At 75.5% G+C, this 19,657-nt stretch carries 17 protein-coding genes; 3 read left to right on the forward strand and 14 right to left on the reverse strand.

Annotated elements, in window-relative coordinates; translation table 11 throughout:
* Window positions 1–102: 102 nt before the first annotated feature.
* Window positions 103–1,332: a glycosyltransferase family 4 protein gene (locus AC0OLQ_RS21575; RefSeq protein ID WP_484527738.1), complete on the reverse strand. Its 1,230-nt coding sequence runs from the start codon at window positions 1,330–1,332 to the stop codon at window positions 103–105.
* A gap of 123 nt (window positions 1,333–1,455) precedes the next feature.
* Here AC0OLQ_RS21575 and AC0OLQ_RS21580 point away from each other — a divergent pair, with 123 nt between their 5' ends.
* Window positions 1,456–2,058 (forward strand): arsenate reductase/protein-tyrosine-phosphatase family protein, encoded by a 603-nt coding sequence (locus tag AC0OLQ_RS21580; RefSeq protein WP_484527739.1) that lies wholly within the window; start codon window positions 1,456–1,458, stop codon window positions 2,056–2,058.
* Here the strand turns inward: AC0OLQ_RS21580 and AC0OLQ_RS21585 are convergent.
* A complete protein-coding gene (locus AC0OLQ_RS21585) occupies window positions 2,039–3,493 on the reverse strand; it encodes a tyrosine-protein kinase domain-containing protein (RefSeq protein WP_484527740.1) in 1,455 nt (484 codons plus the stop codon). The two genes, AC0OLQ_RS21580 and AC0OLQ_RS21585, sit on opposite strands and share 20 nt — an antisense overlap.
* Window positions 3,494–3,861: 368 nt before the next feature.
* Here AC0OLQ_RS21585 and nhaA point away from each other — a divergent pair, with 368 nt between their 5' ends.
* Window positions 3,862–5,157, forward strand: a complete 1,296-nt coding sequence (gene nhaA, locus AC0OLQ_RS21590) for a Na+/H+ antiporter NhaA (protein WP_484527741.1) — start codon at window positions 3,862–3,864, stop codon at window positions 5,155–5,157.
* Window positions 5,158–5,206: 49 nt separating this feature from the next.
* On the opposite strand, the gene AC0OLQ_RS21595 is transcribed toward nhaA, so the two are convergent.
* From AC0OLQ_RS21595 to AC0OLQ_RS21630, 8 genes are all read right to left on the reverse strand, one after another.
* Window positions 5,207–5,413 carry a hypothetical protein gene (locus AC0OLQ_RS21595; protein ID WP_357340461.1) on the reverse strand — a complete coding sequence of 69 codons (207 nt, stop codon included), beginning with the start codon at window positions 5,411–5,413 and terminating at the stop codon, window positions 5,207–5,209.
* A 166-nt stretch (window positions 5,414–5,579) separates the two neighbouring features.
* Window positions 5,580–6,167: a TMEM165/GDT1 family protein gene (locus tag AC0OLQ_RS21600; protein ID WP_357340463.1), complete on the reverse strand. Its 588-nt coding sequence runs from the start codon at window positions 6,165–6,167 to the stop codon at window positions 5,580–5,582.
* 236 nt (window positions 6,168–6,403) lie between these two features.
* Window positions 6,404–7,369, reverse strand: a complete 966-nt coding sequence (gene egtD / locus AC0OLQ_RS21605; protein WP_484527742.1) for an L-histidine N(alpha)-methyltransferase — start codon at window positions 7,367–7,369, stop codon at window positions 6,404–6,406.
* A 40-nt stretch (window positions 7,370–7,409) separates the two neighbouring features.
* Window positions 7,410–8,156 carry an ergothioneine biosynthesis protein EgtC gene (gene egtC, locus AC0OLQ_RS21610; RefSeq protein ID WP_484527743.1) on the reverse strand — a complete coding sequence of 249 codons (747 nt, stop codon included), beginning with the start codon at window positions 8,154–8,156 and terminating at the stop codon, window positions 7,410–7,412.
* A gap of 16 nt (window positions 8,157–8,172) precedes the next feature.
* Window positions 8,173–9,507 carry an ergothioneine biosynthesis protein EgtB gene (egtB, locus tag AC0OLQ_RS21615; protein WP_484527744.1) on the reverse strand — a complete coding sequence of 445 codons (1,335 nt, stop codon included), beginning with the start codon at window positions 9,505–9,507 and terminating at the stop codon, window positions 8,173–8,175.
* Window positions 9,504–10,739, reverse strand: coding sequence for an ergothioneine biosynthesis glutamate--cysteine ligase EgtA (gene egtA, locus AC0OLQ_RS21620; protein WP_484527745.1), 1,236 nt, complete (start codon window positions 10,737–10,739; stop codon window positions 9,504–9,506). The genes egtB and egtA overlap by 4 nt, the downstream gene beginning before the upstream one ends.
* A gap of 169 nt (window positions 10,740–10,908) precedes the next feature.
* The gene (locus AC0OLQ_RS21625; protein WP_484527746.1) at window positions 10,909–11,679 is read right to left on the reverse strand and encodes a hypothetical protein; all 771 of its coding nucleotides are present in this window, start codon (window positions 11,677–11,679) and stop codon (window positions 10,909–10,911) included.
* Between the two features lie 16 nt (window positions 11,680–11,695).
* Window positions 11,696–12,337 carry an RNA polymerase sigma factor gene (locus AC0OLQ_RS21630; RefSeq protein WP_484527747.1) on the reverse strand — a complete coding sequence of 214 codons (642 nt, stop codon included), beginning with the start codon at window positions 12,335–12,337 and terminating at the stop codon, window positions 11,696–11,698.
* Window positions 12,338–12,894: 557 nt separating this feature from the next.
* Between AC0OLQ_RS21630 and AC0OLQ_RS21635 the strand changes: the two genes are divergently transcribed.
* The gene (locus AC0OLQ_RS21635) at window positions 12,895–14,298 is read left to right on the forward strand and encodes a serine/threonine-protein kinase (RefSeq protein WP_484527748.1); all 1,404 of its coding nucleotides are present in this window, start codon (window positions 12,895–12,897) and stop codon (window positions 14,296–14,298) included.
* A 79-nt stretch (window positions 14,299–14,377) separates the two neighbouring features.
* Here the strand turns inward: AC0OLQ_RS21635 and AC0OLQ_RS21640 are convergent, their stop codons facing one another.
* The 4 genes from AC0OLQ_RS21640 to AC0OLQ_RS21655 all read right to left on the reverse strand — a co-directional run bounded on the left by AC0OLQ_RS21640 (window position 14,378) and on the right by AC0OLQ_RS21655 (window position 19,657).
* On the reverse strand, window positions 14,378–16,849 hold the full coding sequence (locus AC0OLQ_RS21640) for an ABC transporter permease (protein ID WP_484532397.1): 2,472 nt from the start codon (window positions 16,847–16,849) through the stop codon (window positions 14,378–14,380).
* A 5-nt stretch (window positions 16,850–16,854) separates the two neighbouring features.
* Complete coding sequence (locus AC0OLQ_RS21645) at window positions 16,855–17,619, reverse strand: ABC transporter ATP-binding protein (protein ID WP_484527749.1); 765 nt, start codon at window positions 17,617–17,619, stop codon at window positions 16,855–16,857.
* A 149-nt stretch (window positions 17,620–17,768) separates the two neighbouring features.
* The gene (locus tag AC0OLQ_RS21650; RefSeq protein WP_357340485.1) at window positions 17,769–18,434 is read right to left on the reverse strand and encodes a response regulator; all 666 of its coding nucleotides are present in this window, start codon (window positions 18,432–18,434) and stop codon (window positions 17,769–17,771) included.
* Complete coding sequence (locus tag AC0OLQ_RS21655) at window positions 18,431–19,657, reverse strand: sensor histidine kinase (protein WP_484527750.1); 1,227 nt, start codon at window positions 19,655–19,657, stop codon at window positions 18,431–18,433. The genes AC0OLQ_RS21650 and AC0OLQ_RS21655 overlap by 4 nt, the downstream gene beginning before the upstream one ends.

Here is a 19,657-nt window from a genome sequence, read left to right on the forward strand (position 1 = left end):
TTCTAGCACGAATCTCCACGCGTTCGTGGCGCAATCAGGCACCTTGGTGTCAGGTGTCGGTTTCGTGAGGTTCGCTCCGGTCAGCGGCGGGCGTCGCTCCGGTCAGCGGCGGGCGTCTGCGGCGCGCGTCGAGACCTCGTGCAGCAGCCGCTCGATCCGGTCGACGCCGGCCCGCAGCGACATCTCCCGCAGGTAGGCGTCCCGCCCCCGGCGACCCATGTCCATCCGGGCCGGCGGCGGGATCGCCGAGGCGAGCCAGAACCGGTCCGCCAGCGCGGCCCAGTCCTCCGGCGGGCAGGACAGCCCGGCCCGGGCCCGTTCCACCAGGGCCACCGTGTCGCCGCCGGCCGAGGCGACCACCGGAGCGGCGCAGGAGAGCGCGGCCTGGAGCTTGCCGGGCACCATGCCGCGCAGCTCCGGCAGGTCACGCAGCATGACGAGCTGGTAGTCGGCCGCCGCGTACAGCTCGGGCATGTCCAACGGGGACCGTCGGTCGACGAACCGGACGTTGTCGGCCTGGAGTTCGGCGGCGAGCCCCCGCACCCGCCGCTCCTCGGCTCCGGAGCCGACCAGGACCAGGTCCATCCGGTCGTCGAGCGCGACCGCCGCGCGCACCGCGGTCTCCAGCCCCTGCCGTACGCCGATCGTGCCGGCGTGCATCACCACGCAGCGGTCGTCCCGGCGGATCAGCCGCCGGGCCGCCCGGCTGGGCTCGGTCGGGCGGAAGATCCGCTCGTCGGTCCAGTTGAGCACCACCCGGACCCGGTCCGGGTCGGCGCCCCCCGCGACCACCAGGTCGCGCATGGAGGGTGCGGTGACCGCGACGGCTCCCGCCTCCTGGTAGATCCGGCGCAGGGTGGCGTCCAGCCGGCCCGACCACCGGCGGGTCTCCCCCGCTCGGGACGGATCCTCCTCCCGCCAGAGGTCCTGCACGTGCAGCACGGCCGGCACCCGGCCGAGCAGCCGCAGCAGGCCGGCCGCGGCGAAGGTGACCGCCGGGAGCTGGAAGACGTACAGGGCGTCGACGTCGCCGAGGTAGCGCCGGCCGGTCAGCGCCACGCTGCCGGCGAAGGAGAGCCAGCTGGCCATCCGCGCCCCGGCGGAGCCGTCGCCGCCGGCGTACCGGGGCACCCGGCGGACGGTCAGCCGCTCGCTGTGCGTCTGGTGCCGCCAGCGCTGCTGCCAGCCGGGATAGACGTGGCCGCCGGGATAGTCGGGGAAGCCGGTGAGCACCCGGACCTCGTGGCCGCGGGCGGTTAGCTCCTCGGCCAGGCTGCCCGGGATGAACGCGGGCTCCGGCGGGAAGTGGTACGACAGGATGCCGATCTTCATGGCCGCGCTCCCGGCGTGGCTTCCCGGCGCGCGGGCCCCGGCACCCCGTACGATGCCAGCATCCCCTCTGCGTCCGGCCGCGATCGCCGGAACATCGCCGTCGCGGCGCCGTGTCCCGCGACCATGCCGACGAGAGGGGTGCAGATGGTCGACGGGGTGCTGTTCGTCTGCCACGCCAACATGTGCCGGTCACCGATGGCGGAGTTCATCGCCCGGCGGCTGCTCCGCGACCTGCCGGTCACGGTGACCAGCGCGGGCACCGACGCCCTCGACGGGGCGGCCATGCACCCGTATGCGGTCGAGGTGGCCGCCGGGACCGGGGCGGACCCGGCGGCGTTCCGCACTCGCCGGCTCCGCCCGGAACACCTGACCCGGGCCACCCTGGTGCTGACCGCGACCCGGCGGCAGCGCTCGGTCTGCACCGCGCTCGCCCCGGCGGCGCTGCCCCGGACCTTCACGCTCCGCCAGTTCGCCCGGCTGGCCGCCGCGGCCGCCACGGCCGAGCCGGCCGAGGTGACCGAGCCCGCCGCCACGCCCGAGCGCACCCCGCTGCGGGCCGCCGTGGCGGCGGCCGCCCGCGCCCGGGGGCGGCTGCAACCCGCCACCCCCGACGCGGACGACCTCCGCGACCCGATCGGCGGCTCGCCGGCCGACTTCCGGCGCTGTGCCGAGGAGATCGAGCGGTCCATCCGACCGGTGCTCGCGCTCATCGGGACAGCCGGCTGAGTTCCTGGGTGTGGTCGCCCACGGCGGCCGGCTCCCCGCGCCGGGCCGCCCCGGCCCGGTCGGTGGGGACGGACGGCGCGGCGGCCGGCACGACCACCTTGTACGCCTCGTACTGGTAGGCGTCCACCTTGGCCACCTTGGCCATGTTCAGCACGCAGCCGAGCAGGCGCACCGAGACCGAGTGCAGCGACTGGGCCGCCGCGGCCACCTGGCTGCGCGAGGTCCGGCCCTGCTGGGTGACCAGCAGCGCACCGTCGGCCTGCACGGCCACCACCACGCCGTCGGTGACGGCGAGCAGCGGAGCGGTGTCGATGATGACGATGTCCGCCGACTCGCGCAGCGCCACGAGCAGGTCCGCCATCGCCTTGGAGCCGAGCAGCTCGCTGGGGTTGGGCGGGGTGGCGCCGCTGGGCAGCACCAGCAGCGACTTGTCGCCCCACCGCTGCACCACGTCGCCGACCTGGACGTCGCCGACGAGCACGTCGGTGAGCCCCACCCCGCCGTCAAGACCGAGGTAGTCGGCGACCTTGGGACGGCGCAGGTCGGCGTCGATGAGCAGCACCCGCCAGCCCGCCTCGGCCAACGCGATGGCCGTGTTGCAGGCCATGGTGGTCTTCCCCTCGCCCTGCAGGGCGCTCGTTACCGCGATGACCCGGGCCGGCTCGTGCACGTCGACGAAGCGCAGGTTGGTGCGGAGCTTGCGGACCGCCTCGGCGCGCCGCGAGTTGGCCGCCTCGCCGACGATCAGCGGGGCCGCCTTGGCGCCGGACTCGAACGGGATCTCGCCCAGCAGCGGGCTGCCGGTCACCCGCTGGAGCGCGGCGGCGTCCCGCATCCGGACGTCGGCCAGCCCGCGCAGGACGGCCAGCCCGGCGCCGAGCAGCAGCCCCAGGAGGCCGCCGATGACCAGGTTCCGCACGGGCTGCGGCGAGACCGGGCTGGACGTCACCCGCGGACCGCTGACCACCTCGAGCTTGATCGGCGGCGCCTTGCCGTCCGGCGGGGTCTCCACCTTCTGCACCAGCTCGATGAACTTGGCCGAGAGCGTCTCGGTGGTCTTCAGCGCCCGGGTCTGGTCGGTGTCGGTGATGGTGGCCTTGAGCAGCACCGTGCCGGCCTCGGTGGAGGTGACGATCCGGCGCTGCACCTGGTCGGCAGTGAGCCCGAGCGGGGCCTCGGCGACCACGCTCTGCGCCAGCCGGTCGCTAGTGAGCAGGTCACCGTAGGACTTCACCCGCTGCTGGAGGAAGAGGCCGCCCTGGTAGGCGTCGGTGACGCCCTGGCTGGGCGTGGTGACGAAGAAGGTCACCGAGGCCTCGTAACGGGGCGCCGTGCGGACCGTCACGAGAGCGGCGGTGCCCAGGGCGATCATCACCGTGACCAGCACGATCCACCAGTGGCGTCGGACCAGGCGCAGGTAGCTGAGAACGTCCATCACGCTCCCCCTCGCGACGCGCCGGTCTGCCGATAAAACTGCACGAAAGCCCCCTAATAACCCCAGTACGCGTGCCAGGATCGAAACGCCTATACCTCACGGTAAGCGACTCGATGAATGTAAACGACCAGGACCGCACAGACGGTCTAAATCCTCCCATTTAGAGAGCACTCACCGAGGCAACCCGTGGATCGTCGGGCCACCCGGGGTGGCCGCCTTCTCCCTGTTAACGCTGGACACGGCCGCGTGGTGCGGCGGATTTCCGGCGAGTCGCGGGCGGGCCGGCGGCCGGATAGGGTCGGAACCGGTGTGCCGGGAAGCCTGGTCGGCGATCGCTTCGCCGACCCTGCTCCCGGAACGGACGCCGCATGACCGAACGCACCACCCCGCCCTCCTCCCGCCTGCTGTCCCGCCGGTCCTGGCCGGAGGCCCGCTTCCTGGCCGACGTGCTGCGCACGGAGACCGTCGGCGGCGGCCTGCTCCTGCTCGGCGCGCTCATCGCGATGGTCTGGGCCAACTCCCCCTGGCGCGCCGCGTACGCCGAACTTGGTGACTGGGTGCCGTGGCCGGGCGGCGCCGGGCTGCACCTGGACCTCAACCTCGCCACCTGGGCCGCCGACGGCATGCTGGCGATCTTCTTCTTCGTGGTCGGCCTGGAGCTCAAGCGGGAGTTCGTGGCCGGTGACCTGCGCGACCCGCGCCGTGCGGCGCTGCCGGTGGTGGCCGCCATGGGCGGCATGGTCGTGCCGGCGCTGGTCTACCTGACGGTGACGCTCAGCGCCGGCGGGGTGGGGCTGCGCGGCTGGGCGATCCCCACCGCCACCGACATCGCCTTCGCGCTCGCCGTCCTCGCCGTGGTCAGCTCGCACCTGCCGCAGGGGCTGCGCGCCTTCCTGCTCACCCTCGCGGTGGTCGACGACCTCTTCGCGATCGTCATCATCGCGGTCTTCTACACCGCCGACCTCCACCCGCTGCCGCTGATCGCCGCGCTGCTGCCGATCGCCGCCTTCGGGCTGCTGGTGCGGCGCCGCCACACCTGGTGGTGGGCGCTGCTCCCGCTCGCCGTGACCGCCTGGGCGCTGGTGCACGCCTCCGGCGTGCACTCCACGGTGGCCGGGGTGCTGCTCGGCTTCACCGTGCCCGTGCTCGCCCCCAGGGGCGGCGGGCCCGGGCTGGCCGAGCGGCTGGAGCACCGCTGGCGCCCGATCTCGGCGGGCCTCGCGGTGCCGATCTTCGCGTTCTTCGCCGCCGGGGTGACCCTGGTCGACGTCGACCTGGCCGCGGTGCTCACCGACCCGGTGGTGCTCGGGGTGGCCGCCGGGCTGGTCCTCGGCAAGACGGTCGGGGTGTTGGGCTCCACGTTCCTGCTCGCCCGTTTCACCCGCGCGGAACTTGACGAGGACATCACCTGGGCGGACCTGGCCGGGCTGGCCCTGCTGGCCGGCATCGGCTTCACCGTGTCGCTGCTCGTCGGCGAGTTGGCGTTCGGGCCGGGCAGCCCCGAGGACGAGCGGGTGAAGGCCGCCGTGCTGCTCGGCTCGCTGGTCTCGGCCGGGCTCGCCTCGACGGTGCTGGTCCGGCGCAACCGGGTCTACCGGCGGATCAGCGAGCGGGAGAGCCGGGACTCCGACGGCGACGGCATCCCGGACGTCTACCAGGGTTAGCCGGCCTGGCTCGCGCGCCGACCGCCACCGCGGCCGGCGCGCCTCGGGTTCAGCGGCGGCGGTCGGCCCGGCGCTCCTCGCCGCGCTCCTCGGTCTCCTCCTCCAGCGCGTCCGTGACCGGCTCGGTGAGGTCGTCGCCCGGGACCGCGATCGCCTCGATCCGGTCCTGCTCGTCGGAGCGCCCGCCGGCCGGCGGCTCCGGAGCGGTGGCGCCCCCGGCGAAGCCGTACTCGTTGGGTTCGTCGTGCCTGCTCATGCGCTGGACCTCCCGGTCGTCGGGGTTTCGTCTCGTGGCTCACGCTAGGCGGTGGTCGTCGCCCGCCGCAGCGTCGCCCGGATGTTCATACCCAGGGGACCCGGCTCTCGATCATCCGCGGCCGGTTCCGCCGCCGGGTACGTGCGGCGGAACCGGCCGGCGGGGGTCAAGTCAGTTCGGCGACCGCCTCGAGGATCAGCCAGAGGCCGGAGATGGCGAAGAGCACGGCGGCGCCGTAGCGGATGGCCTTCTCCGGCAGGTGCCGGCCGAGCAGGCGGCCCACCAGGATGGCCAGGGCGTCGGCGGCGACCATGCCGAGGGTGGAGCCGAGCCAGGTGCCGAACCAGCCGTACTTGGTGGCCAGGGTGATGGTGGCGAGCATGGTCTTGTCGCCCAGCTCGGCCAGGAAGAACGCCACCCCGACGGCGACGATGGCGTTACGGCTGCTCTTCTCCGCCTTGCGCTTCTCCTCCTCGGTCAGCTTGTCGCCGCGCAGCGTCCACGCGCCGAAGCCGAGGAACGCCAGGCCGGCGACGAGCGAGATCCAGCTGGTGGGCAGCGCCGCGTTGAGGCCGTATCCGATGGCGACCGAGGCCAGGTGCACGATCGCGGTGGCCACGGTGATGCCGATGAGCACCGGCAGGGTCCGGAACCGGGTGGCGAACGTCAGGGCCATGAGCTGGGACTTGTCGCCCAGCTCGGCGACGAAGATGACGCCGAAGCTGATCACCAGCGCGACGAGGAAACCGTCCATGTGAACCTTCCCGATCAAGCCGGGAGGAGGTACGGGGGCGCCCTCGACCCGGCTGCGACAGCCTGAGTCGAAGGTCTCGCCCGCCCCGGGGACCGGGGCCGCGTGGCCGGATGCGGAACGCATCAGTATGTCGACCACGACATTGGGGGCTACTCCCCTTCACGGCCCCAGCCTAGCGGATCATCACGGCGCGGGCCGCGACGGGTGAACAGGCTCACCCGCCGCGCCCCGGCGGCTCAGTCGGCCCGGGCCAGGCTGACCCCGAAGAGCCCGTCCGGGTCGGTCCAGAACGCCTGCCGGTCGAACCCCGCCGCGGCCAGTTCCCGGCCGATCCCCTCGGGGCGGAACTTGGCCGAGACCTCGGTCCGCAGCTCCTCGCCGGCGGCGAACTCGACGTCCAGGTCGAGCACGCGCACCCGGACCGGACGCTCGGCCCGCAGCCGCATCTCGATCCACTCGTGCTCCGGGTCCCAGACCGCCACGTGCCGGAACGCCTCCGGGTCGAAGTCCGCCCCCAGTTCCCGGTTGATCACCCGGAGCACGTTGCGGTTGAACTCGGCGGTCACCCCGGCCGCGTCGTCGTAGGCCGGGACGATCACCGACGGGTCCTTGACCAGGTCGGTGCCGACCAGCAGCCAGTCGCCGGGCTCCAGCGCCGCGCGCGTCGCGGTGAGGAACTCGGCCCGGTCCACCGGCAGCAGGTTGCCGATGGTTCCGCCGAGGAACAGCACCAGCCGCCGGCCGCCGGTGGGCAGCCGGTCCAGGTGCCGGGTGAAGTCGCCGACGATGCCCCGCACCCGCAGCCCGGGGTACGCGGCCGCGATCTGCCCGGTGGACCGGCGAAGCGCGCTGACCGACACGTCCAGCGGGACGAAGGTGCCCAGGTCGCCGTGGCGGGTGAAGGCGTCCAGCAGCAGCCGGGTCTTCCCCGACGAGCCGGAGCCCAGCTCGATCAGGGTCTTCGCGCCGGTCAGCTCGGCGATGTCGTCCGCGTGCGCGGCGAGCACCGCCCGCTCGGCCCGGGTCGGGTAGTACTCCGGCAGCCGGGTGATCTCCTCGAAGAGCTCGCTGCCCCGGGCGTCGTAGAACCATTTCGGTGGCAGCCACTTCGGTGTCGCGGTCAGCCCGACCCGGACGTCCTCCCGCAGGCCGCGGCTGAGGTCCTGCTCCTCCAGGTGGATCTCCAGTGGCTCCGCGCTCATCAGCTGTCCTTCCTGTTCCTACCGCTGTGGGAAAGGGATGTCAGGCGACCGTCAGCTTCCGGGTGTCCAGCCCGGTGGCGGTGGCCACCACCAGCCGGCCGTGCGGCAGCGCCCGCCAGCCGGGGTCGTCGTCGAAGGGCTCCGAGGCCAGCAGCACCGAGCCCGGGGTACGCCGTGCCGACAGGGCGTGCCCAGCCACGGTGGCCGCCACCGTGGTGCCATCGGTGAGCAGCAGGTTCAGCCGGGATCCCGGGGCGGCGGCAGCGACCGCCGCGACGGTCCCGTCCAGCGCGTCGCCGGGCGCCGCACCGGCCCGCAGCCGGTGCCGGACCAGCGCCCAGAGCAGCGCCGAATCGCTCGGCACCTCCAGGGTCAGCAGGTCGCGGACGGGCAGCCCGGCGGCGAGCGGCACCAGGCTGTCCGGCCAGCCCCGGACCACCCCGTTGTGGCTGAACAGCCACCGCCCCTCGGCGAACGGCGCCGCCGCCGTCTCGTGCAGCGGCATGCCCACCGTGGCGGACCGGACGGCGGCCAGCACCGCGCCGGCGACCGTCACGCCGGCCAGCTCCGGCAGGGTGGTGTCGCTCCACATCGGCTGCGCCCGCCGGTAGCGGACCGGGTCGCCGTCGCCCGGGTACCAGCCGACCCCGAAGCCGTCGGCGTTGATCGTGCCGCCGCCGCGCATGTCGCGCGGCGCCCAGGACTGCCGCAGCAGGCCGTACGGCGGGTCGAAGAGGAGGCTGCGCAGGCTGACCGGCGGACCGAGGTACGCCAGGTGGCGGCACATCAGGCGGCACCACCCGTCACGCCGCCTCCTCGGGGCGGGCGTCGCGGGCGCAGCGGAAGCCGCTGAAGATCTGCCGCCGGATCGGGTAGTCCCAGTTGCGGAAGGTGCCCCGGCACGCCGACCGGTCGGTGCCGAACGAGCCGCCGCGCAGCACCCGGTAGTCGTCGCCGAAGAAGACCTCCGAGTATTCCCGGTAGGGAAACGCCACGAAGCCCGGGTGGCCCCGGAAGGTGCTCGACGTCCACTCCCAGACGTCGCCGATGAGCTGGTGCACGCCGAGCGGGGAGGCGCCCTCCGGGTAGGCGCCCACCGGCGCCGGCCACAGGTGCCGCTGCCCCAGGTTGGCGTGCGCGCCGGTCGGGTCGGCGTCGCCCCACGGGTACCGGCGGGACCGGCCGGTCGCCGGATCCCAGCGGGCTGCCTTCTCCCACTCCGCCTCGGTGGGCAGCCGCTTGCCGGCCCAGGCGGCGTACGCCGCCGCCTCGTGGAAGCAGACGTGCACCACCGGCTCGTCGTCGCGCACCGGCGACCAGCGGCCGAACCGGCGGTACGCCCAGCCGTCGCCGTCGCGCCGCCAGTGCATCGGGGCGCTCAGCCCGGCCTCGACCCGGTGCCGCCAGCCGGCCTCGCTCCACCAGCGCGGCTCGTCGTATCCGCCGTCGGCGATGAAGGCGCGGTACTGCCCGTTGGTGACCGGCGCCGCGTCGATGGCGTACGCCGGCAGGTCGACGGTGTGCGCGGGGCGCTCGTTGTCCAGCGCCCACGGGTCGGTGGACGTGCCCATGGTGAACGGTCCGGCCGGCACCAGCACCTCGCCGCCGACCCGGGCCCGCGGCTCCGGGGGCGGCGGGGCGTGCAGCGCCGGGCCGCCGGCGCGCAACTGGTGGGTGGCGAGCATGGTCTCGTCGTGCTGCTGCTCGTGCTGGACGATCATGCCGAACGCGTAGCCGTCCTCGACCAGCTTCCGGTCGGTGAACCGGATCCCGTCCAGCAGGTCGTACACCTTCTCCCGGACGGTGCGCACGTACGCCCGCGCCTCGGCCGGCGGCAGCAGCGGCAGCGCCGGGCGGTCCTTGCGGGGCTGCTTGAACGCGTCGTACAGGTCGTCGATGTCGCGGCGCACCGGCTCGCGCCCGCCGACGTCGCGGACCAGCCACAGCTCCTCCTGGTTGCCGACGTGCGCCAGGTCCCAGACCAGCGGGGACATCAGCGTGGAGTGCTGCCGCACCAGGTCGTCGTCGTCCACCGCGTCGGTCAGCAGCGCGGTTCGAGCGCGGGCGCGCTCCAGCTCGGCCGCGATCCGGCCGCGCAGCTGTTCGCCCTCCGTGGCCGGCCGCTCGGTCGTGGTCACCGGTGTCCCCTTTCCGCGGCGGCGCGGCGCCGCCGGATCGCTCGGCTCGTCTCGTCGTGGAGCCCGGCCGGCAGGTCCAGCCGGGGCAGGGCCGCCAGGGCCAGGTCGAACAGGGTCGCCGCGGCGGCGGCCAGCGGTGGCTCGGCCAGCCCGTGCCGGGCCGCCGCGGACCAGCGGTCGGCGACCGGGGCGGCGGCGGCCAGCGCGTCCCGGGTGGTGGCCGGGTCGGCGAAGAGCGCGGCCAGCACCGCCAGCGGCACGGCCCACTCCCGGTCCGGCTGGGTGTCCAGGTAGCGGACCTCCAGGTAGCCGCGCGGGCGGACCGGCGGGAAGAGCGTGCTGAGGTGGTATTCCAGGTCTTCGGTGGTCGGCGGGCGCGGCAGCGCCCCGGCCAGCCAGTCGGCGAAGGTGACGCCCGGCGGCGGGGTCCAGTCCGGGCCGTCGCCGCGTACGCAGAGCAGCGGCGCGGCGAGCGCGTAGCCGGTCCAGGCGGCGACCGGGTCGCGGTCGGCGCGGCCGGGCGACCAGACCGGGCGGGTGCGCGCCGGGTCCATGGCCAGCCAGGCGGCCATCCGGGTGGAGGCCCAGCCGGTGCGCCGGCCGGCGTGCCGGTCGGCGGTGGCGAAGGCGGCCAGCAGCGGCGGCCCGACGGCGTGCGCGGCGGCCCACCGCTCGGCCACCCGGTCCGGCTCGCCCGCGTCCAGGCAGATCTGGAGCCCGGCGGTGCTGTACATCATCGCCCGACCGGCCGGCCCGTGGCGGTCGAAGACGCCGCGCATGGCGCGGTAGCGCGGGGTCTCCAGCACGGGATGCGGGGGGCGCCAGGGGTCCATGCCGGTGCGGCCCAGGACGAGGCCGGCGGCGTCCAGGAGGGCTCGCAGCTCGGCGAGGTCCGCCTCGGTGGCCAGGATGAGCGCGGCGACCGACGGTCGCGGCGCGGAGGAGATCTCCACCTGCCCGCCCGGCTCCACGGTCACGGTGCCACCGCGCCGGAGCCCGGCGGCCGGGCTGGTGGGGTCGAGGGTGACAGGGCTGTGCCGTCCCAGCGCCCGGCGCAGTCGGTCGCGGTCGACCGGGCGGGTCGGGTCCGCGGCGTCGTGCACCGTCCATTCCAGCTCGATGCCGGTCAGGGTGGGTGGCCCGGTCTTGAAGCAGATCCTGGCGATGTGCCCGTGGGCCCCCGCCTCGTCCCGCAGGACGGTGATCCGGTCCAGCTCCGGCGACATCACCAAGAGACGGCTCCTCTCCCCGGGCGGGCGACCACGCTGTCGGCCGGGCGCCCCTGCCGTGGCGGCCGGGCGTCCGCGGGTCCCACCATCTTCTGTCTAGCAGACGGAATCCGCGCGCCCGAGGAGATGAATTTTTGTCCGGAATCCGATTGCGGACGGCGGCCGGATCGGCTCAGCGACCGGGGGCGGTGGTCGGCCTGCCGGTCCGCCGGGTCGGGGCGGCGGGCGCGGACGGGGTCGCCTTGTGGGCCGACGGCTTCGGTGAGGCGGCCTTCGGCGAGGCGGGCTCCGGGGACTTCTCCGGCACCAGGGCCAGGCAGTAGTCCTCGACCCGGTCGGCGCCGCCGGCGGCGGAGACCAGGTCGGCGAAGACGTCGGTCTCCAGCGCCCGGGCCCGCTGCCGGTCGGATTTCGCCAGGTACGCGCGGCACAGCCCGGCGAGCTGTGCGGCGTCGGCCGGCCGGCCCGGTCCGCCGGAGCCGCCGGGTGCCGGCGCGGTGGACGGGATCCCGCCGGACGGCCCGCCGGACGGGGTGGCGCCCCCGGAGTGCGTCGGCGTGCCCGGACCGCTCGCACCGGTGCTGCCGGAGGTGGCCGGAACCGGCGGGGGCGCCGGTTCCGGGTTCCGGTCGAGGCTCACCGCGGCGAACGCCGCTCCGGCGGTGGCGGTGGCGGCGACGCCGGCCAGCACCGCGCCGACCCGGAAGCGGTGACGCGGTCGCGGCGCCGCGGCCGGGGCCGGGTTCGCCCGGGCGGCACGGAACGCGGCGACCGCTCGCTCCTCACCGGTCAGCGCGCCCGGGTCGGCCGGGGCGGTCGCCGCGGCGAGCAGGAGCGCCAGCGGGTCGGCCGTCGGCTCCGGGGGTGTCCCGGTGCGGGCCGTGTCGAGGAGGCGCTCCGACTCCGCCCGGTCGGCGGGCCCGTCGGACCGGCGAAAGTTCATCCCGTTTTCCTCCACGTCAACCGTCCGCCGGCTCGGCCTTGGGCGCCTGCGGCGCCTGCCGTCCCCGGCCGGTACGGGGCCGGGGCGGGGTCGCTCCCCCGGCCTGGTCCGACGACTGGTCCGCGTCGGTGCGCTGGAGCATGGCGGCCAGCCGGCGCAGCCCGCGGTGCGCGGCGGTACGCACGGCGCCGGCCCGTCGGCCGAGCACCCGCCCGGCGGTCTCCGCGTCCAGCCCGATCACGGCGCGCAGCAGCACCGCCTCCGCCTCGCGGGGCGGCAGGCTGGCGATCAGGGCCAGCGCGCTCTCGGTGCCGATGGTCTCGCCCGCTCGCTCGGCGGTGTCCGCGTCCCCGGCCAGTTCGCTGAGCGCCTGCACGGGCACCGGCAGGGCGGGCCGTCGCCGCTGCCGGCGCAGGTGGTCCATGGCGCGGTTGCGGGCGATGGTGACCGTCCAGGCGCGGAACTCCCCGCCGGTGAAGCTGGGCAGGTCACGGGAGATCTGGAGCCACGCCTCCGAGGCCACGTCCTCGGCGTCGGCGCCGACCAGGGCGGTGAGGTAGCGCAGCAGGCCGGGCTGGAGGCTGCGGTAGAGGAAGCGGAACGCCTCCTCGTCGCCCGCCTGCGCGGCGGCGACCGCCTCGTTCAGCTCACCGGTCATGGATCCGCCGTTCCCGCCGTGCCGACTCCCGGCACCGGCGCCCGCCGGTGCCGGTGTGCCCGACGCCCGCCCGGTCGGACGACCGGACCTCCACCCGCACCATCAGCCCCCCGCTGACCTGATCGGCGCCGGCACGGAAGGTGCCGGGCGCCGTATGGAACTACCGCCGTGAGGACGGTCGTCGGCGGACATACCGTACCGGCGGCATGGGGCGGCCGGGAGCCGGGCCAACGCTAGGAGCGGACGTTAGGTTGGACAAGGCGCCGCCCGCCGGCAAAAGAGTGAGAATTGTCTACGGACGGTCACGGCGCGTCGGTGTAACGAACGCCACCCGGAATGCGCTGCGCTTCGGTGAACCGGGACAAAACACCAGTCCGGAACTCGGACACACGAACTGTCGGACACATTTTCCTGGCCGATCGTACGCGGATCGTCACGGTCAGCCAATCGGTTCGGGCAGGCCCGACCGTTCGGCCGAGTCCCGCCGGGCCGCGCGCCGGTCGTGACGGGAGAGATCGCGGGAAATACTCCGGGGCCGCTCTGGGTACGGTAATGGCGTGTTGACTTCAGACGTCGTGCTCAGCGGTCGGTACCGCCTGGATGACCGTGTCGCCACCGGCGGCATGGGCGACGTCTGGCGTGCCACGGACCTGGTGCTCGGCCGTCCGGTCGCGGTGAAGGTCCTGCTGCCCGCCCTGGTCTCCGACCCCGACTTCATCGCCCGCTTCCGCTCCGAGGCGCGGATCATGGCGTCGCTGCGCCACCCGGGCGTGGTCCAGGTCTTCGACTGCGGCGAGGACGACCTGCCCGACGGCAGCCGGGCCGACTACCTGGTCATGGAGTTCGTCGCGGGCGAGCCGCTCTCCCGCCGGATCGAGGCGGCCGGGCAGCTCGAGGTCGGCGAGACGATGTCGATCGTGGCGCAGGTGGCCCAGGCGCTGCAAGCGGCGCACACCCGGGGCATCGTCCACCGTGACGTCAAGCCGAGCAACCTGCTCGTCCAGGACGACGGCACCGTGGTGCTGGTCGACTTCGGGGTGGCCCGGTCGACCAACGTCACCAGCATCACCAGCACGAACGCGGTGCCCGGCACCGCCCTCTACATGGCCCCCGAGCAGGCCGCCGGGCGTCCGGTCTCCGGCGCCACCGACCTCTACGCACTCGGCGCGGTGGCCTACTGCTGCCTCACCGGCAACCCGCCGTTCACCGGGGACAACCCGCTCCAGGTGGCGGTCCGCCACCTCGACGACGAGCCGCCGGAGCTGCCGGAGGAGATCCCGCAGCCGGTCCGCGACCTGGTGGCCCGGGCCCTGGCCAAGGACCCGGCGGACCGCTTCCCCACCGCCGCGGCGATGGCCGAGGCGGCCCGCGCGGCCGGCTCCGAGGCGCCCACCTCGATGGTGCCGGTGGCGCTGCGCGGCGCGACCGGATCCAGCCGCACCCGCGACGACCTGACCGCCGCGGCGCCGGGGGCGCTGGTTGCCCCGGCCCGCCGGCCGGGCCGGCGCGGCACGCTGGTCGGCGCCGCGGCCGCGGTGCTGGTGGCGCTGGCCGCGCTGGGCGCCGCCCTGGGCGCGGCGAAGAACGCCGACCCGCCGGCCACCCAGATCGACACGACCCCGCCGGCGGTGGCCCCGAGCAACTCGGTCGCGGACGCCGCGGTCACCGAGGCGCCGCCGACGGAGGGGGGTGGCCGCAGCTACCGCCCGGTGGGTCCGACCGGCCGGCCCTCGGTCTCGTCCTCGGCCACGCCGAGCCCCTCCGGGAGCGCCTCGGCCCAGCCGACCCCGTCGAGCGTCCCGTCGACCCTGCCCACCGCGCCGAGCACGGCGCCGACCACGAGTCCGCCGCCGGTGGAAACCACCGCACCGACCGAGACCACGACGACCACGACCGCCCCCGCGGGTGGCGGCGATGGCGGGGGCGACGGGGGCGGGGCCCAGCCGGCGTCCGACCGCTGACCCGGCGGCACCCGGAACAGATCGAGCCGGCCCCGCGCCTGTCGCGGGACCGGCTCGACGCGTCTCGGGCGCCCGGCGGTCACTCCGTGCCGAGGGCCGCCACCACCGGTCGGGACAGCGCGCGCCGGGCCGGCAGGACCGAGGCGGCCAGCGCGGCGACCACCGCCACCGCGACGATCAGGCCCAGCCGCCCCCAGGGCAGGACCAGGGTGAAGTCCCCGCCGAGCCGGGCCAGCACCGCCATCCCGCCGGCCGCTACCCCGGCGCCCAGCGCGATGCCGAGCAGGGTGCCGACCAGCGCGGTGAGCACCGCCTCGACGGCGAGCAGCGTCCGCATCCCGCCACGGCTCAGGCCGACGGCGCGCAGCACCGCGTTCTCCCGGGTCCGCTCCACCACCGAGAGGGTGAGCGTGTTCGCCACGCCGACCAGCGCGATCACCACGGCCAGGCCGAGCAGCGCGGTGACGAAGCCGAGCACCAGGTCCACGGTGCCGGTGAGCATCTTCTTGTAGGCGGCCTGGTCCAGCAGATTGACCGTCGGATAGTTGGTGAGCACCGACTCGACGGCGGCCCGGGCGACGTCGGCGCTGACCCCGTCGGCGGGGTCCACCTCGGCCAGGTGGCCGCGCTCGGCCGGGAAGAGGCGGGTGAAGTCGGCGTCGACGACGTCCACCACGTGTCCGGCGGGCACCGAACTGCCGGCCAGGGCCCGGTTGTCGTCGGCCACCACGGCGGCCACCCGGAACGACCGGCCGGCGAGCGGGACCGTGCTGCCGACCGACCAGCCGCGGGCGGCGGCCAGCTCGCGGTGCACCAGCACCGCCCCCGGGCCCAGGTCGGCCGGGTCGCCGGCGTCCACCGCGGACAAGGTCCGCCGGACCAGCGCCGGGTGCGCGGCGCGCACCTCGATCCCGTCGGCCACCCGGGTGCGCTGCTCGTGCACCATGCCCAGCTCCGGCCGGGCGGCCAGTTCCCCGGCCAACGGCGCCGGCAGGTCCCCGCCGATCCCGGCGACCAGGAAGTCCACCCCGATCCGCGCGTCGACCGCGCGCTCGATGCCGGCCTTCGCGCTGCCCGCGCCCACCACGAACGCGGAGACCAGGCCGATCCCGATGACCATGGCCGTGGCGGTGGCCGCCACCCGGCGCGGGTTGCGCACGGCGTTCGCCACGGCCAGCCCGGCCGGGACGCCGAGCAGCCGGCGGGCCGGCAGGCCGAGCACCCGCACCAGCGCCGGCACCAGCACCGGGCCGAACAGCACGATGCCCAGGAAGGCCAGCACCCCGCCCGCGGCGACCAGCGGCACCTGGCCCGTGGCCCCGGCACCGGCCAGCGCGGCCACCCCGGCGGCGAGGACCAGCGCGCCGGCCGCGAGCCGGACCCGGCCGGCCCGCCGGGCGGGCTGCACGGCGGCGTCGGTCAGTGCGGCCACCGGCGCCACCCGGGTGCCCTGCCAGGCCGGCACCGCGGCGGACGCCACGGTCAGCAGCGTGCCGAGACCGAGGGGGAGCAGCACCGTACGGGCGGTCACGGCGACCGCCCCGGCGACCGGCGTGTCGAGGGTGGACAGCAGCGCGCCGAGGCCCGCGGCCAGCCCCACCCCGGCCAGCACCCCGACCGCCGAGGCGAGCAGCCCGGTCAGCGCCGCCTCGCCGAGGGTGGCCCGGTAGACCTGGCCGCGGGTGGCCCCGACCAGCCGCAGCAGCGCGGTCCGCCGGGACCGCTGAGCGAGCACGATGGCGAAGGTGTTGGCGATCACGAAGCCGGCGACCAGCACCGCCACCGCGGCGAAGGTGCCGAGGAACAGCTCGAACTGCTGCCGGTCGCGCACCGCGTCCGCGACGGCCGCGTCGAGGATCGCCGCGCGGTCCCGGACCACGACCTGCCGCCCGACCGCCGCGCGGACCCGGTCGGCGAGCGCCGACCGGTCCACCCCGGGCCGCGCGGCCACCATGATGCGGCCGTCCCCGCTCACGGCCAGCGCGTCCGCGCCGGCCAGGCCGATGAACGGGCCGCCGACATCCCGCGAGCTGCCGGCCACGTCGACGGCGCCGACCAGGGTGTACGGCCGGGCCGGCCCGCCGTTCCCGCCGACCCGCACCGGGCTGCCCAGGGTGAAGCGCTGGTCGGCGACGGTCTCCTCGTCGAGCACCAGCTCGCCGGGCCGCTGCGGCAGCCGCCCGGCGACCACGTCGTACGACTGGAGGGCCGGGTCGGTGGGGATCGCGGCGAGGACGGCGTAGCCGAGCACCGGCCGACCGTCGGCGCCCATCACCCCGGCGGTGCCGGTCAACTCCCCCTCGGCGGCGGCCACCCCGTCGACCGCGCGCACCCGGTCGACCAGGGTCGGCGGCAGCGGCGTGGCGTCGGCGTACGCGGCCAGGTCGGTGTGCCGGTCGAAGGCGCCGGCCCGCTCGTACGCCCCGGCTCGCATGCCGTCGATGAACATCAGGGTGCCGGCGACGAAGGCGACGCCGAGGACGATCGCCAGCGAGGAGAGCAGCAGGCGCAGCCCGTCGGCGCGGACCTGGCGCAGGGTCAGGCGCAGCATCCCGGTCACCGCCCCACCAGCGGCGCGCCGGCCTCGAGCCGGGTGAGCGCGTCGAGGACCTGGCCGGCGGTCGGGGCGTGCAGCTCCTCGACCAGCCGGCCGTCGGCGAGGAAGACCACCCGGTCGGCGTGCGCGGCGGCCGTCGGGTCGTGGGTCACCATGACCACGGTCTGGCCGAGCGTGTCCACCGCCTCGCGGAGCAGCCGCAGCACCTCCGCGCCGGACCGCGAGTCCAGGTTGCCGGTGGGTTCGTCGGCGAAGATCACCCACGGTCGGGTGACCAGCGCCCGGGCCACGGCCACCCGCTGCTGCTGGCCGCCGGAGAGTTCGGCGGGCCGGTGCCGGAGGCGGTCGGTGAGGCCGACCGCGGCCACCACCCGGTTCAGCCACTCCGGGTCGGGCCGCCGGCCGGCGATGGCCAGCGGCAGCACGATGTTCTCCTCGGCGGTCAGGGTGGGCAGCAGGTTGAACTTCTGGAAGACGAAGCCGATCCGGTCCCGGCGCAGCCGGGTCAGCCGGCGGTCGTCGAGGCGGGCGAGGTCGGCGTCGCCGATGCACACCGTGCCGGCCGACGGCCGGTCCAGGCCGGCGAGGCAGTGCAGCAGGGTCGACTTGCCGGAGCCCGACGGGCCCATGACGGCGGTGAACCGGGCGGCGGCCAGGTCGAGGTCGACGCCGTCGAGGGCGACGACCCGGGAGAGCCCGGAGCCGTACTCCTTGCGCAGCTCACGGGCGGTGACGGCGACGCCGGTGGTCGGGGTTGCGGACAATGTGGTGCTCCCGTCGGACGGGGTTCGGCTGACCTCTCCGACGCTATGGGCGGCACCCCTCCGGTGATCTCCACCTGCGCGCTCGACCTCGGTACGCCGGTGGTCGCCCCCGACCGGGTGGACCCGTACGACCCAGGTCGTACGCCGGGTCAGCCGCCCGGGGTGACCAGCCCGCTCTCGTACGCCAACACCACGGCCTGGACCCGGTCGCGGAGCTGGAGCTTGGCCAGGATCCGGCCGACGTGGGTCTTCACCGTCGCCTCGGCGACGTGCACCCGGGCGGCGATCTCGGCGTTGGAGAGCCCCTGCGCGACGAGCAGCAGCACCTCCCGCTCCCGCTCGGTGAGCTGGGCCAGCCGCGGGTCCTCGGCCGGCCCCGGCCCGAGCTGGCCGGCGAACCGGTCCAGCAGCCGCCGGGTGACCGACGGGGCCACCACCGAGTCGCCCTCGGCGACCACCCGGATCGCGGCGAGCAACTCCTCCGGCGGGACGTTCTTGAGCAGGAAGCCGCTGGCCCCGGCGCGCAGCGCGGCGAACGCGTCGGCCTCGGTGTCGAAGGTGGTGAGCACCAGCACCCGCGGGCGGCTCGCGGCCGGCCGGGCGCAGATCCGCCTCGTCGCCTCCACGCCGTCCATGGTGGGCATCCGCAGGTCCATCACCACCACGTCGGCCTCGACCCGGTCCAGCACCCGCAGCGCGTCCGCGCCGTCGATCGCCTCGCCGACCACGGCGAGGTCGGGTTGGGAGTCGAGCACCATCCGGAACCCGGCGCGCACCAGCGCCTGGTCGTCCACGATCACCACCCGGACGGTCATGCCGCCGCCTTCCCTTCCTCGGTAGCCGGCGCCGACGGTAGCGGCAGCCGCGCCTCGACCCGCCAGCCGCCGCCCAGCGTCGGGCCGGCGGCGAGGCTGCCGTCGTACACCCCGACCCGCTCGCGCATGCCGACCAGGCCGTGCCCGCCGGACGGCGCCGGCCGGACCACCGGGCGGCCGCGCCCGTCGTCGACCGCCCGGACCACGACGGCGTCCGCGGACCAGTCGAGGCGCAGCTCGACGGCCGCGCCCACCCCGGCGTGCTTGAGCGCGTTGGTCAGGCTCTCCTGCACCACCCGGTAGACGGTCAGCTCCAGGCCGGGTGGCAGGGCGACCGGCGTGCCGGTGGCGGTGTCGGTGATCCGCAGGCCGGCGGCGCGGAAGCGGTCCAGCAGGTCGGGCAGCTCGACCAGGGCGGGCCGCCGGTGCGCCGGCTCGGCGTCGACCGCGGCGTCGGGCTCGGCCGCCGGCTCCGGCCGGCTCGGTTCCCGGAGTACGCCGACGAGGCGCCGCATCTCCTCCAGCGCCTGCCGGCCGGTGTCCGCCACCACCTTGGCCGCCTCCCGGGCGGTGGCCGGGTCCCGGTCGATGGTGAACCGGACCCCGTCCGCCTGCACGATCATCACGGCCATGCTGTGCGCGACCACGTCGTGCAGCTCGCGGGCGATCCGGGTGCGCTCCTCCGCGACCGCCGCGCGGGACTCGGCCTCCCGCTCGCGTTCCAGGGTGGCGGCCCGCTCCTCCAGGGTCAGCACGTAGAGCCGGCGGGTCCGCACGTTCAGCCCGACCAGCCACACCGCGCCGGTGACCAGGCCGTAGTAGAGCGCGCCCGCCCACCAGGGCGCCGGGCCGGCCATCTGCACGGCGGCGAGCAGCACACCGATGGCGGCGACGATCCCGGCCAGGATGCCGTCGCGCAGCCGGTCGGCGTACTTGACCACGCTGTAGAGGGCGATGAGCACGCCGATGTCGTAGGCCAGCGGGCCCCAGCCGACGATCACCTGGAGCAGCGCGAGCACGGCCACCCCGGCCGCCACCGCCGACGGGTGGGTCCGCCGGAACAGCAGGACCAGCGCCATCACCAGGCCGACTGCGGTGGCCGGGGCGCCGCCCTGCTGGGCGAAGATCCCCAGGAGGGCGAAGAGGGCGACCAGCCCGGAGACGGCGACATCGAACGCGACGCTGCGCAGCGGGCGCCCGAAGACGATGCGGTCCACGGTCAC

It is taken from the genome of Micromonospora sp. Utrum1 (genome assembly GCF_057197805.1).

Excerpts from the sequence above, each read along its gene's own strand:
- AC0OLQ_RS21575 (WP_484527738.1), bottom strand. The coding sequence starts at position 1,332 with ATGAAGATCGGCATCCTGTCGTACCACTTCCCGCCGGAGCCCGCGTTC.
- AC0OLQ_RS21580 (WP_484527739.1), top strand. The coding sequence starts at position 1,456 with ATGCCGACGAGAGGGGTGCAGATGGTCGACGGGGTGCTGTTCGTCTGC.
- AC0OLQ_RS21585 (WP_484527740.1), bottom strand. The coding sequence starts at position 3,493 with ATGGACGTTCTCAGCTACCTGCGCCTGGTCCGACGCCACTGGTGGATC.
- nhaA (WP_484527741.1), top strand. The coding sequence starts at position 3,862 with ATGACCGAACGCACCACCCCGCCCTCCTCCCGCCTGCTGTCCCGCCGG.
- AC0OLQ_RS21595 (WP_357340461.1), bottom strand. The coding sequence starts at position 5,413 with ATGAGCAGGCACGACGAACCCAACGAGTACGGCTTCGCCGGGGGCGCC.
- AC0OLQ_RS21600 (WP_357340463.1), bottom strand. The coding sequence starts at position 6,167 with ATGGACGGTTTCCTCGTCGCGCTGGTGATCAGCTTCGGCGTCATCTTC.
- egtD (WP_484527742.1), bottom strand. The coding sequence starts at position 7,369 with ATGAGCGCGGAGCCACTGGAGATCCACCTGGAGGAGCAGGACCTCAGC.
- egtC (WP_484527743.1), bottom strand. The coding sequence starts at position 8,156 with ATGTGCCGCCACCTGGCGTACCTCGGTCCGCCGGTCAGCCTGCGCAGC.
- AC0OLQ_RS21625 (WP_484527746.1), bottom strand. The coding sequence starts at position 11,679 with ATGAACTTTCGCCGGTCCGACGGGCCCGCCGACCGGGCGGAGTCGGAG.
- AC0OLQ_RS21630 (WP_484527747.1), bottom strand. The coding sequence starts at position 12,337 with ATGACCGGTGAGCTGAACGAGGCGGTCGCCGCCGCGCAGGCGGGCGAC.
- AC0OLQ_RS21640 (WP_484532397.1), bottom strand. The coding sequence starts at position 16,849 with ATGCTGCGCCTGACCCTGCGCCAGGTCCGCGCCGACGGGCTGCGCCTG.
- AC0OLQ_RS21650 (WP_357340485.1), bottom strand. The coding sequence starts at position 18,434 with ATGACCGTCCGGGTGGTGATCGTGGACGACCAGGCGCTGGTGCGCGCC.